A 13,839-nucleotide genomic window follows, 5' to 3' on the forward strand; every position below is an offset into this window, starting at 1 on the left:
CTGTTACGTTCCTCGTCAGCCCGGCGCCGCGACCACGCGGCCCGCGCGGAGTACGCCCGTGCCCCCGCGAGACGGGCACTTGATCATGGAGGAGTTCACATGCGGCGTGGCATAGGGACCACCGCACTGGTCGCGGCTCTCGCGCTGGCGGCCACCGCCTGCGGCGGCAGCGGCAGCGGCGACGACGGCAAGAAGGGCTCCAACGGCGAGCTCTCGGGCACCGTCGAGTTCTGGGACACGTCGGGTGACGCGGAGAAGGGCTTCTTCAAGAAGGTCGCCGAGGAGTTCGAGAAGGAGCACCCGAAGGTCGACGTCAAGTACGTCAACGTCCCCTTCGGCGAGGCGAGCAACAAGTTCAAGAACGCCGCGGGCGGCGGCTCCGGGGCTCCCGACGTGATCCGCACCGAGGTCGCCTGGGTGGCGGACTTCGCCAACCTCGGCTACCTGGCCCCGCTGGACGACACCGTCGCCGTCGAGGGCAAGGACGACTTCCTGGAGCAGGCCTGGGGCAGCACCCAGTTCGAGGGCAAGACCTACGGCGTGCCGCAGGTCATCGACACCCTGGCGCTCTTCTACAACAAGGAGCTGCTGGAGAAGGCCGGCGTCGAGGTCCCCAAGTCCTTCGAGGAGATCAAGGACTCCACGGAGAAGTTCGAGAAGGAGGGCGTCACCCCCTTCTACCTGCGCGGTGACGACCCCTACTTCGTCCTCCCCTTCCTCTACGGCGAGGGCGGCGACATGCTCGACGCCGACGCCAAGAAGATCACCATCGACGACCCGGCCGGCGTGAAGGCCTTCGAGACGATCCAGGACCTGGTGGACTCCAAGGCCGCGATCACGGACGTGACCGACGGCTGGGAGAACATGCAGAAGTCCTTCAAGGACGGCAAGGTCGCGATGATGGTCAACGGCCCCTGGGCCATCGAGGACACCCTCGCGGGCAAGCAGTTCAAGGGCAACGAGGACAACCTCGGCGTCGCCGCCGTCCCGGCCGGCAGCGCGGGCCAGGGCGCCCCGCAGGGCGGCCACAACATCTCGGTCTACGCGGGCTCGGACAACCTGGACGCCTCCTACGAGTTCGTGAAGTACATGACCTCCGCCGAGGTCCAGAAGCGCACCACCGAGGAGCTGAACCTCCTGCCGACCCGCACCTCGGTGTACGAGGAGAAGGCCGTCCAGGACAACCAGATGGTCCAGTTCTTCAAGCCCGCCGTGGACAAGGCCGTCGAGCGTCCGTGGATCGCCCAGGGCAACGCCCTCTTCGAGCCCCTGCGCGTCCAGCTCGCCGACGTGGTGAGCGGCAAGACCGAGCCGAAGGACGCGGCGGAGAAGGCCGGTGAGGAGTACGCCAAGCTCCTCAAGGACGAGGACTACAAGTAGGAGCCGGGCAGGAATCCGAGGAGAGGCTGACCGACGACATGGCTGTCGAGACCGGCCGGTCGGTGGCACAGGCCGCGGGCGGCGACGCCCGCGGCCGCGGCCGCGGCACCGGCAGAACGCCCGAGAAGGTCCCCGGACCCCTGCGCCGGGCCCTGGCCACCCACTGGTACGCCTGGGCGATGGTGGCCCCCGTGGTGATCGTCATCGCGGTGATCATCGGCTACCCGCTGGTCCGTGGCATCTGGCTGTCCCTGACCAACGCGGACGAGGCCAACGTCGCCCGCACCATCGGCGTCAACGAGATCGAGGCGACGTACGAGTTCGTCGGTCTGGAGAACTACCGGGAGATCCTCACCGACAGCGTCTTCTGGGACCGGCTCGGCTGGACGGTCCTGTGGACGGTGGGCTGCGTCTCCGTCACCTTCCTGCTCGGCCTGGCGCTGGCCGTGATGCTCAACCGGAAGCTGCGCGGCCGGACCCTGTACCGCATCGCCATCATCCTGCCCTGGGGCATCCCCGCCTTCGTCTCCGTCTTCGCCTGGAAGATGCTCTTCAACGAGAAGAACGGCATCCTCAACGCGGTGCTGAACGGCGGCGGCATCGACGGGGTCCCCTGGCTGGGCGACCCCACCTGGGCGAAGATCTCCGTCATCGCGGTGAACGTCTGGCTGGGCGTCCCCTTCATGCTCGTCGCCCTGCTGGGCGCCCTCCAGGCCATCCCGGCCGAGCTGCTGGAGGCCGCCGAGGTGGACGGCGCCAACGCCTGGCAGCGCTTCCGCAACGTGACCCTGCCCGGCATCCGCACGGTCAGCAGCACCGTGGTCCTGCTGAGCACCATCTGGACGTTCAACATGTTCCCGGTGATCTACCTGCTCACCCGCGGCGGCCCCGGCGACTCCACCGAGATCCTGGTGACCTACGCCTACCGGCTGTCCTTCCTCAACAGCCCGCGCGACTTCGCCACCTCCGCGGCCTGGGGCGTGCTGATCCTGCTGCTCCTGATGGCCTTCGCGGTGGTCTACCGCCGTTCGCTCCGCAAGCAGGGAGAGGTGTGGTGACGATGAACACCACGGGGACCAGCGGGTCCACCACCGCGACCACGACACCCGACCCCGTCACGACCGCCCCCGCGCCGGCCGCCCCCGCGCGCCCCCGCCGCGTCCGCGGGCGCGGCGAGCGCGGCCCCCTGGCCTCGTTCGGCCTGCACGCGGGCCTGCTGGCGGCCGCCGTGGCCGCGGTGTTCCCGCCGCTGTGGCTGCTGGTGACGTCGTTCAAGCCCAAGAGCGACGCCTTCACCACCTCGCTGGTGGAGAACTTCACCCTCGAGAACTACGACCACGTCCTGGGCGACACCTACTTCCTGACCTGGTTCGGGAACTCGGTGCTGGTCGTGGCCGTCACCACGGTGCTGGGCGTCTTCATCTCCGCCACCACCGGGTACGCCGTCAGCCGCTTCCGCTTCCCCGGGATGCGCCCGCTGATGTGGACCCTGCTGATCACGCAGATGTTCCCGATGGCGATCCTGATCGTGCCGCTGTACAACCTTATGGCGCAGCTGGGGCTCCTCAACCAGCCCCTCGGCCTGATCATCACCTACCTCACCATCGCGGTGCCGTTCTGCGCCTGGATGATGAAGGGCTTCTTCGACACCATCCCCGTCTCCATCGACGAGTCCGGACGGGTGGACGGCCTCAACCCCTTCGGCACCTTCTGGCGGCTGATCCTGCCGCTGGCCAAGCCCGGCCTGGCCGTCACCGGCTTCTACAGCTTCGTGACCGCCTGGGCCGAGGTCGCCTACGCGTCGGCCTTCATGACCGGCGAGGAGAACCTCACCCTCGCCGGCGGCCTGCAGACCTTCGTCAACCAGTACGCCGGCGACTGGGGCTCCATGACCGCCGCCGCGGTGATCATCGCCGTGCCGGCCGCGATCGTCTTCGGCTTCGCGCAGCGCCACCTCGTCGCCGGACTGACCTCCGGGGCCGTCAAGTCCTGACCCGGCCCCGGCCCGTCCGGCACCTCGCGTCCCCCCACTCACGACCACCAGGGATGACATGACCCAGCACTCCTCAGCCCCCGCCACCGGTACGGCCCCGGCCATCCGTACGGACGCCACGGGCGAGCCCACCGGCTGGTGGCGCGACGCGGTGATCTACCAGGTCTACCCCCGCTCCTTCGCCGACGGGAACGGCGACGGCATGGGCGACCTGGCGGGCATCCGCGCCCGGCTGCCCTACCTGGCCGACCTGGGCGTCGACGCCGTCTGGCTCAGCCCCTTCTACGCCTCCCCGCAGGCCGACGCCGGGTACGACGTCGCGGACTACCGCGCCATCGACCCGATGTTCGGCGACCTCCACGACGCCGACGCCCTGATCCGCGACGCCCACGAGCTGGGCCTGCGCGTCATCGTGGACCTGGTGCCCAACCACTCCTCCGACCAGCACGAGTGGTTCCAGCGCGCTCTGCGCGAGGGCCCCGGATCGCCGCTGCGCGACCGCTACCACTTCCGGCCCGGCCGCGGCAGGAACGGCGAGGAGCCCCCCAACGACTGGGAGTCCATCTTCGGCGGCCCGGCCTGGACCCGCACCACCAACCCCGACGGCACCCCGGGCGAGTGGTACCTGCACCTGTTCGCCCCCGAGCAGCCCGACTTCAACTGGGAGAACGAGGCCGTGCGGGACGAGTTCCGCTCGGTGCTGCGCTTCTGGCTCGACATGGGCGTGGACGGCTTCCGCATCGACGTCGCCCACGGCCTGGTCAAGGCCCCCGGCCTCCCCGACATGGGGCGGACCGGGCAGCTCAAGCTGCTCGGCAACCAGGTGCTGCCGTTCTTCGACCAGGACGGCGTCCACGAGATCTACCGCTCCTGGCGGCGGATCCTCGACGAGTACCCCGGCGAGCGCATCGGCGTCGCCGAGGCCTGGACGCCCAGCCCGGAGCGCACCGCCCTGTACCTGCGGCCCGACGAGCTCCACCAGGCGTTCAACTTCCACTACCTCAACACCGGCTGGAACGCCGAGGCGCTGCGCGAGGTCATCGACGAGTCGCTGGGCTCCATGCGCCCGGTCGGCGCCCCCACCACCTGGGTGCTCTCCAACCACGACGTGGTGCGCCACCGCACCCGGCTCGGCGGCGGCCTGGCCCGCGCCCGCGCGGCCTCGCTGCTGATGCTGGCGCTGCCCGGCTCGGCCTACGTCTACCAGGGCGAGGAACTGGGCCTGCCGGAGGTCACCGACCTGCCCGACGAGGTGCGCCAGGACCCGTCGTTCTTCCGGGACAACGGCCAGGACGGCCTGCGCGACGGCTGCCGCGTGCCCATCCCGTGGACGCCCGGGGGCCCCAGCTACGGATTCGGCTCCGGCGGGAGCTGGCTGCCCCAGCCGGCGGAGTGGGCGGAGCTGTCGGTCGAGGAGCAGACCGGCGACCCCACCTCCACGCTGGAGATGTACCGCAGCGCGCTCGCCGTGCGCCGCGACCACCCGGCGCTCGGCGCCGGCGACGCGGTGGAGTGGCTGGAGGAGTTCCCCGCCGGGGTGCTGGCCTTCCGCCGCCGCGCCGCCGACGGCTCCGGCCGGGACTTCGTCTGCACGGTCAACACCACCGGCACCCCGGTGGAGCTGCCCGCCGCCCCCGGCCGGGTGCTGCTGGCCAGCGGCGAGTACGACGGCGGCGCCCTGCCGGCGGACACCACCGTCTGGTGGGAGGCATGACGCAGGCGGGCACGGTCCCCCCGGCCGGGAACACGGCCGGGGGGACCGCTCCGGGCACCGCCCGGCTCGCCGACATAGCGGTCCAGGCCAGGGTCAGCGAGGCCACGGTCAGCAGGGTGCTCAACGGCAAGGCGGGAGTGGCGGCCGGTACGCGGCAGAAGGTGCTGGCCGCCCTGGACGTCCTGGGCTACGAGCGCCCCGTGCGGCTGCGGCAGCGCAGCGCCGGGCTGATCGGGCTGGTCATCCCCGAGCTGACCAACCCGATCTTCCCGGCGTTCGCCCAGGTCATCGAGCAGGCCCTGGCCGGGCACGGCTACACCCCGGTGCTGTGCACCCAGATGCCCGGCGGCGCCACCGAGGACGAACTGGTCGACCAGCTCGTCGAGCGCGGCGTCAACGGCATCGTCTTCCTCTCCGGGCTGCACGCCGACACCACCGCGGACACCGGCCGCTACACCCGGCTCGCCGGGCGGGGCGTGCCGTTCGTGCTGGTCAACGGGTTCAACGAGCGCGTCGGCGCCCCCTTCGTCTCGCCCGACGACCGTGCGGCGGCGCGGATGGCCGTCCGCCACCTGACCGACCTCGGGCACGACCCGCGGCGCATCGGCCTGGCGGTCGGTCCCGCCCGGTACGTCCCCGTGCTGCGGAAGGTGGAGGGCTTCACCGCGGCGCTGGCGGAGAAGGGCGTGCCCGGCGCGGTGGCGCGGAGGCTGGTCCGGCACACGCTGTTCACCCTGGAGGGCGGGCACGCGGCCGCGGGCGGGCTGATCGACGCGGGCTGCACGGGCGTGGTCTGCGGCAGCGACATGATGGCGCTCGGCGTGGTCCGGGCGGCCCGGCAGCGCGGGCTGGACGTGCCCCGGGACCTGTCGGTGGTCGGCTTCGACGACTCCGAGCTGATCGCCTTCACCGATCCGCCGCTGACGACCGTGCGGCAGCCGGTCAAGGCCATGGCGAACGCGGCGGTGAACGCGCTGCTGGAGGAGATCGGGGGGAACCCGGTCCAGCACACGGAGTTCGTCTTCCAGCCGGAGCTGGTGGTGCGGGGCTCGACGGCGCCTCCGCCGTCCCAGTGACCGGCCGACCGTGACCGGCCGGTGCGACCGCCCGGCCGGAACGGCCGGAAACCCGGCCCGGCCGGCCGGGCGCGTGGGGTTCCTCACAGGAACCCCCGGCCGGCCGGGCCGGGATGGTTGTTGAACGTAGCACCGTGCAACTTCTTGCGAAAGAGGTTGCGCCCAGGGAACGTCGATGTTTCCGGGAAGTGTCCCAAGGTCTTGACGGTGGCCGAGGGGCGTCCTACGGTCTCCTGCGCGAAGGCTTTCATGTCCTTTCAGCTTTCTTGCAGAAAGGAACTCCGGCCTCCACGGCCTCAGGGCGCGGCGCGTTGCCCCCAGGCAGGCATTCGCATCTGCACCCCCCCACAGGAGGAAACGTGGCCAGAAGATCCACGGCCGCCGCGCTCGCACTTGTCGCGGGCATGGCGAGTTCGCTCGTCGCCGTCCCGGGGCAGGCCCAGGCCGCCCCGCCCGGAACCAAGGACGTCACCGCCGTCCTGTTCGAGTGGAAGTTCGACTCGATCGCCCGGGAGTGCACCAGCCGGCTCGGCCCGGCCGGCTACGGGTACGTCCAGGTCTCACCGCCCCAGGAGCACATCCAGGGCAGCCAGTGGTGGACCTCCTACCAGCCCGTCAGCTACAAGATCGCCGGACGCCTCGGCACCCGCGCGCAGTTCCAGAACATGGTGAACACCTGCCACGCGGCGGGCGTCAAGGTCGTCGTGGACACGGTGATCAACCACATGTCCGCCGGCAGCGGCACCGGAACCGGCGGCTCGGCGTACACCAAGTACGACTACCCCGGCATCTACCAGGGCCAGGACATGGACGACTGCCGGTCCGAGATCAACAACTACCAGGACCGGGCCAACGTCCAGAACTGCGAGCTGGTCGGCCTCGCCGACCTCGACACCGGCGAGCCCTACGTGCGCAGCCGGATCGCGGCGTACATGAACGACCTGCTCTCCCTCGGCGTGGACGGCTTCCGGATCGACGCGGCCAAGCACATGCCCGCCGCCGACCTGAAGGCGATCAAGGCCCAGCTCACCAACCCGAACGCCTACTGGAAGCAGGAGGCCATCCACGGCGCCGGCGAGGCCGTCTCGCCCGGCGAGTACCTCGGCAACGGCGACGTCCAGGAGTTCCGCTACGCCCGCGACCTCAAGCGGGTCTTCAAGAACGAGAAGCTCGCCCACCTGAAGAACTTCGGCGAGGCCTGGGGCTACATGCCCTCCGGTCAGTCCGGGGTGTTCGTCGACAACCACGACACCGAGCGCGGCGGCGACACCCTCAGCTACAAGGACGGCGCCGACTACACCCTGGCGAGCGTCTTCATGCTGGCCTGGCCCTACGGCTCCCCGGACGTCCACTCCGGCTACGAGTGGAGCGACAAGGACGCCGGACCGCCCAACGGCGGAACGGTGAACGCCTGCTACAGCGACGGCTGGAAGTGCCAGCACGCCTGGCCGGAGATCTCCTCCATGGTCGCCCTCCGCAACACCGCCCGCGGGCAGGCCGTCACCGACTGGTGGGACAACGGCAACGACGCCATCGCGTTCGGCCGCGGCTCCAGGGCGTACGTCGCCATCAACCACGAGCCCACCTCCCTGACCCGGACCTTCACCACCTCCCTGGCGGCCGGCGACTACTGCGACGTCCAGAGCGGCCGGAAGGTGACCGTGGACGGCTCCGGCCGGTTCACCGCCACCCTCGGCGCCAACACCGCCCTGGCCCTCCACACCGGCGCCCGCACCTGCTCCGGCGGCGGGGGCGGCGGAACGGGCGACACGGCCGGCGGAGCCTCGTTCAACGTCACCGCCACCACGGTGATGGGCGAGAACATCCACATCGCCGGCAACCGCCCCGAACTGGGCAACTGGAACACCGGCCAGGCCCCGAAGCTGGACCCGTCCGGCTACCCGGTGTGGAAGCTCGACGTCTCCCTGCCCCCCGGCACCACCTTCCAGTACAAGTACCTCCGCAAGGACGGCAGCGGCAACGTCACCTGGGAGAGCGGCGCCAACCGCACCGCCACCGTCCCCGCCGACGGCAGGATCGTCCTGAACGACACCTGGCGCTCCTGACCCGGGACCCCCGAACCGGCCGCCCGGCCCCCAGTCCACATCCCCGCCGGGCCGGGCGGCCCCGAGGCTCCGGCCGGCCCCCCACAGGTCACCCCCCACAGGTCATCCCCCCACGCACCCGCACCGACTCACCGCACCCGAGGAGAGCGACCCGTGACAGGTCCCCTGGCGCGCAGAGGGGCGGCCGCGAGCACCGCGGCCGCGCTCCTGGCGACGCTCATCACCGCGGCGGCGCCCGCCCACGCCGCACCACCGCCGCCACCGCCGCCGTCCGACGCGAAACTGGCCGCCGAACCCACCCGGCACGACCTGACGCGGGAGCAGTTCTACTTCGTCCTGCCGGACCGTTTCGCCAACGGCGACCGCTCCAACGACCGCGGCGGCCTGGAGGGCGACCGGCTGAAGACCGGCTACGACCCCACCCACAAGGGCTTCTACCACGGCGGCGACCTCAGGGGCCTGATCGAGAAACTCGACTACATCAAGGGCCTGGGCACCACCGCCATCTGGATGGCGCCCATCTTCAAGAACAAGCCCGTCCAGGGCGAGGGCGAGAACGCCTCGGCCGGCTACCACGGCTACTGGATCACCGATTTCACCCGCGTCGACCCGCACTTCGGCACCAACGCCGAACTGCGAGAGCTGATCGACAAGGCCCACGGCAAGGGCATGAAGGTCTTCTTCGACGTCATCACCAACCACACCGCCGACGTGGTGGACTACGAGGAGAAGTCCTACTCCTACCTCTCCGAGGGCGCCTTCCCCTACCTCACCGAGGACGGGAAGCCCTTCGACGACACCGACTACGCCGACCGCGCCGCCGGGAGGAAGTTCCCCGGCACCGACCGGGAGTCCTTCCCCCGCACCCCCGTGGTCGCAAAGGACGAGAAGGACGTCAAGGTCCCCTCATGGCTCAACGACCCGGAGATGTACCACAACCGCGGCGACTCCACCTTCGCCGGCGAGAGCTCGCTCAACGGCGACTTCCACGGCCTGGACGACCTGTGGACCGAGCGTCCCGAGGTCGTCGAGGGCATGAAGAAGATCTACCAGCGATGGGTGAAGGACTTCCGGATCGACGGCTTCCGCATCGACACGGTCAAGCACGTCAACCTGGAGTTCTGGACCCAGTGGGCCACGGCGCTGGACGACTACGCCGCGAAGCGGGGCCGCGACGACTTCTTCATGTTCGGCGAGGTCTACTCCTCCGACCCCGCCCAGATGGCCCCCTACGTCACCCGCGGCAAACTGGACGCCACCCTCGACTTCGGCTTCCAGGAGGCGGCCCGCTCCTACGCCTCCCAGAGCGGCCCGGCGGCCAAGCTGTCGAACCTGTTCGCCCAGGACCACCGCTACACCACCGGCCGGTCCAACGCCTACGAGCAGGTCACCTTCACCGGCAACCACGACATGGGCCGCATCGGCTCCTTCCTGCGGCAGGACAACCCCGGCGCCGACGACGCCGAACTGCTCAGGCGGGCCAAGCTCGCCAACGAGCTGATGTTCCTCACCCGCGGCAACCCGGTGGTCTACTACGGCGACGAACAGGGCTTCACCGGCGCCGGCGGCGACCAGGACGCCCGCCAGACCCTCTTCGCCTCCAGGACCGCCGCCTACCTCGACGGCGAGAAGAACGACCGGATCGGCACCGACCGCACCCACGCCGACGACGCGTACGACACCTCCCACCCCCTCTACCGGTCCATCGCCGCACTGTCGAAGCTGACCCGCGAGCACCCCGCCCTGCGCGACGGCGTCCAGACCGAGCGGTACGCCGACAAGGGCGACGGCCCGGGCGTGTACGCCTTCTCCCGCACCGACCCCGAGCAGCGCACCGAGTACCTCGTCGCCGCCAACAACAGCGAGAAGGCCCGCACGGTGGAGATCCCCACCGGCTCCCCCGACACCGCCTTCCGCCGGATCCACGGCGGCACCGGCGGCGACACGGTCCGCACCGGCGGCGACGCCGCGCTGACCGTCACCGTCCCCGCCCTGTCCACCGTCGTCCTCAAGGCCGCCGAGCCGCTCCCCGCGCCGGACGCCAGGCCCGCCGTCGACCTGAAGGCCCCCGCCGCCGGCGCCACCGGCACCGTCGAGATCACCGCCGACGTCAGGGGAGGGGACGGCCTGAACCGCGTCGTCTTCGCCGCCCAGACCGGCAGCGGGAAGTGGCAGGTCCTCGGCACCGCCGACCACGCCCCCCACAAGGTCACCCAGTACCTGGGCGAGGACGTGAAGGCCGGCACGCCCCTGCGCTACAAGGCCGTCGTGGTCGACGGCAGGGGACGCACCGCGAGCGACCTGGCCGCCTCCACCGCCGGACAGGCCCCGCCGGAGCAGAAGCCCTCCGCGGTCGAACGGGACTGGGCCGTCGTCCACTACCACCGCCCGGACGGCGACTACGACGGCTGGAAGCTGACCTCCGGCGAGCAGAGCGCCGCCTTCACCGGCCGCGACGCCTACGGCGCCTTCGCCTGGCTGAAGGTCGCCGACGGGCAGTCCGGGCTGACCTTCACCATCACCCGGGACGGCACAGCCGACGGCCCCGAACGCACCATCGACCTGGCGAGGACCGGCGAGGTGTGGATCGAGCAGGGCGAGGACGAGGTCCTGAACGAGAGGCCCGAGGGCGTCTACCCGCCGCAGGACGAGAAGAAGGCCGTCCTCCACTACCACCGCCCGGACGGCGACTACGACGGCTGGGGCCTGCACACCTGGACCGGCGCCGCCGAGCCCACCGACTGGTCCAAGCCGCTGACGCCCACGCGCGAGGACGCCTTCGGCGTGACCTTCGAGGTGCCCCTCGCCGAGGGCGCCACCTCGCTGAGCTACATCATCCACAAGGGCGACACCAAGGACGAGAACGCCGACCAGTCCCTGGACTTCGCCACCCACGGCCGCGAGGTGTGGAAGCTGTCGGCCACCCCCGGCTACCTGCTGCCCACCACCGGCAGCGCCCCGGACCTCGACCTGGACAAGGCCGAGGCCCAGTGGATCGACCGCGACACCGTCGCCTGGAAGACCAGGGCCGCCGAGGGCACCAGCCGGCAGCTCGTGTACGACCCCGAGGGCACCCTCGCCGTCCGGGACGGCGCCCTCACCCACGAGGGCCGCTGGCTGCGGCTCAACCCCGTCCCCGGCGGGCTGACCGAGGCGCAGAAGGAGAAGTACCCCCACCTGAAGGAGTACGCCGCCTTCACCGTCGACCCGCGCGACCGCGACCGGGTGCGCACCGCCCTGCGCGGCCAGGTGATCGCCACCCAGCGCAACGCCGAAGGGGCGCTGCTGGCGGCCACCGGAGTCCAGACCGCCGGCGTCCTCGACGACCTCTACGGCGCCAGGGCCGCGAAGGCGGACCTCGGCCCGGTCTTCGACGACCGGGGCCGGCCCACCCTCTCGGTCTGGGCGCCCACCGCCCGGAAGGTCGCCCTCGAACTCGACGGCCGCACCGTGGCGATGCGCCGCGACGACACCACCGGCGTGTGGAGCGTCCGCGGCGACCGGAACTGGAAGGGCAGGCCGTACCGCTACCTGGTCACGGTCTGGGCGCCCTCGGCGGGCAAGGTCGTCACCAACAAGGTCACCGACCCCTACTCCACCGCCCTGACCACCGACTCCCGGCGAAGCCTGGTCGTCGATCTGGCCGACCCGAAACTCGCCCCCAAGGGCTGGAAGGACCTGAAGAAGCCGGAGGCGGTGCCGCTGCGCGACGCCCGGATCCAGGAACTGCACATCCGCGACTTCTCCGTCGCCGACCCCACGGTCCGCGAGGAGCACCGCGGCGGCTACCTGGCCTTCACCGAGGACTCCTCGGACGGCATGAAGCACCTGAGGAAGCTGGCGGACGCGGGCACCACCCACGTCCACCTGCTGCCCTCCTTCGACATCGCCTCCATCCCCGAGCACGCCGCCGACCGCGCCGAACCCGGCTGCGACCTGGCGGCCCTGCCCGCCGACTCCGACAAACAGCAGGAGTGCGTGGGGAAGGTCCGCGACAAGGACGCCTACAACTGGGGCTACGACCCGCTCCACTACACCGTGCCCGAGGGCTCCTACGCCACCGACCCCGACGGCACCGACCGCACCGTCGAGTACCGCAGGATGGTCCAGGGCCTCAACGACGCCGGACTGCGGGTCGTCCTCGACGTGGTCTACAACCACACCATGGCCGCCGGGCAGGACGAGAAGTCCGTCCTGGACCGGATCGTGCCCGGCTACTACCACCGGCTGCTGGAGGACGGCACCGTCGCCACCTCCACCTGCTGCGCCAACACCGCGCCCGAGAACACCATGATGGGCAAGCTCACGGTGGACTCCATCGTCACCTGGGCGAAGCAGTACAAGGTGGACGGCTTCCGCTTCGACCTGATGGGCCACCACCCCAAGGAGAACATCCTGGCGGTCCGGAAGGCGCTGGACGCCCTCACCCTCGAGAAGGACGGCGTCGACGGCAGGAGCATCGTCCTCTACGGCGAGGGCTGGAACTTCGGCGAGGTCGCCGACGACGCACGCTTCGTCCAGGCCACGCAGAAGAACATGGCCGGCACCGGCATCGCCACCTTCTCCGACCGGGCCCGCGACGCGGTGCGCGGCGGCGGCCCCTTCGACGCCGACCCCGGCGTCCAGGGCTTCGCCAGCGGCCTGTACACCGACCCCAACCCCTCGGACGCCAACGGCAGCCGCACCGAGCAGCGCGAGAGGCTCCTCCACTACCAGGACCTGATCAAGGTCGGGCTCTCCGGCAACCTCGCCGACTACACCTTCACCGACACCGACGGCAGGCGGGTCAAGGGCTCGCAGGTCGACTACAACGGCTCACCGGCCGGCTACGCCGACGCCCCCGGCGACGCGCTCGCCTACGCCGACGCCCACGACAACGAGACCCTCTACGACGCCCTGGCGTTCAAGCTGCCGAAGGACACCCCGGCCGCCGACCGCGCCCGGATGCAGGTCGTCGCCATGGCCACCGCCGCCCTCTCCCAGGGGCCGGTCCTCAGCCAGGCGGGCACCGACCTGCTGCGGTCGAAGTCGCTGGACCGCAACTCCTACGACTCCGGCGACTGGTACAACGCCATCCACTGGAACTGCCGCGACGGCAACGGCTTCGGCCGCGGACTGCCCCCGGCCTGGGACAACCAGGACAAGTGGTCCTATGCCAGGCCGCTGCTGACCGCGGAGGGACTCACCCCGTCCTGCCGGGAGATCGAGGGCGCGTCCGCCGCCTACCGGGACCTGCTGACGATCCGCTCCACCGAGAAGGTCTTCGACCAGGCCACGGCGGCCGGCGTCCAGCAGGCCCTGTCCTTCCCGCTGTCCGGCGAGGACGAGACCCCGGGCGTGATCACCATGCGGCTCAAGGACGGCGGGGACGACCTCGTGGTCGTCTTCAACGCCACCCCCGAGCGGCAGACCCAGACCGTGGAGTCGCTCAAGGGCGCCTCCCACACCCTCCACCCGGCGCAGGCGTCCGGCTCGGACCCGGTGGTCAAGACCGCCGCGTTCGACGCGGACAAGGGCGCCTTCACCGTCCCGCCGCGCACCGTGGCGGTGTTCGCCGCCCGGTAGGGCCGGACGGGAGGACGGGGAAAGGACCCTGACGGGGACGGCGGG

The 13,839-nt window shown here is 71.0% G+C and carries 7 protein-coding genes; all 7 read left to right on the forward strand.

Going from position 1 to position 13,839, the window contains the following annotated elements:
• The first annotated feature begins 99 nt into the window (after positions 1–99).
• Positions 100–1,380, forward strand: a complete 1,281-nt coding sequence (locus ABD358_RS15510) for an extracellular solute-binding protein (protein WP_344631591.1) — start codon at positions 100–102, stop codon at positions 1,378–1,380.
• Between the two features lie 38 nt (positions 1,381–1,418).
• Entirely contained in the window at positions 1,419–2,438 is a 1,020-nt protein-coding gene (locus ABD358_RS15515) for a carbohydrate ABC transporter permease (protein WP_344631592.1), read from the forward strand.
• A gap of 2 nt (positions 2,439–2,440) precedes the next feature.
• Positions 2,441–3,373, forward strand: coding sequence for a sugar ABC transporter permease (locus tag ABD358_RS15520; protein ID WP_344631593.1), 933 nt, complete (start codon positions 2,441–2,443; stop codon positions 3,371–3,373).
• Positions 3,374–3,431: 58 nt separating this feature from the next.
• A complete protein-coding gene (locus tag ABD358_RS15525; protein WP_344631594.1) occupies positions 3,432–5,087 on the forward strand; it encodes a glycoside hydrolase family 13 protein in 1,656 nt (551 codons plus the stop codon).
• Entirely contained in the window at positions 5,084–6,163 is a 1,080-nt protein-coding gene (locus ABD358_RS15530) for a LacI family DNA-binding transcriptional regulator (RefSeq protein ID WP_344631595.1), read from the forward strand. Before ABD358_RS15525 ends, ABD358_RS15530 begins: the two co-directional genes overlap by 4 nt.
• A 359-nt stretch (positions 6,164–6,522) precedes the next feature.
• A complete protein-coding gene (locus tag ABD358_RS15535) occupies positions 6,523–8,229 on the forward strand; it encodes a carbohydrate-binding module family 20 domain-containing protein (RefSeq protein ID WP_344631596.1) in 1,707 nt (568 codons plus the stop codon).
• A gap of 153 nt (positions 8,230–8,382) precedes the next feature.
• Positions 8,383–13,794, forward strand: coding sequence for a pullulanase-type alpha-1,6-glucosidase (gene pulA, locus ABD358_RS15540; protein ID WP_344631597.1), 5,412 nt, complete (start codon positions 8,383–8,385; stop codon positions 13,792–13,794).
• Positions 13,795–13,839 lie beyond the last annotated feature (45 nt).

Origin of the sequence: Streptomyces glaucosporus (genome assembly GCF_039533345.1) — a bacterium.
In the GTDB taxonomy this organism is placed as follows: Bacteria; Actinomycetota; Actinomycetes; order Streptomycetales; family Streptomycetaceae; genus Streptomyces; species Streptomyces glaucosporus.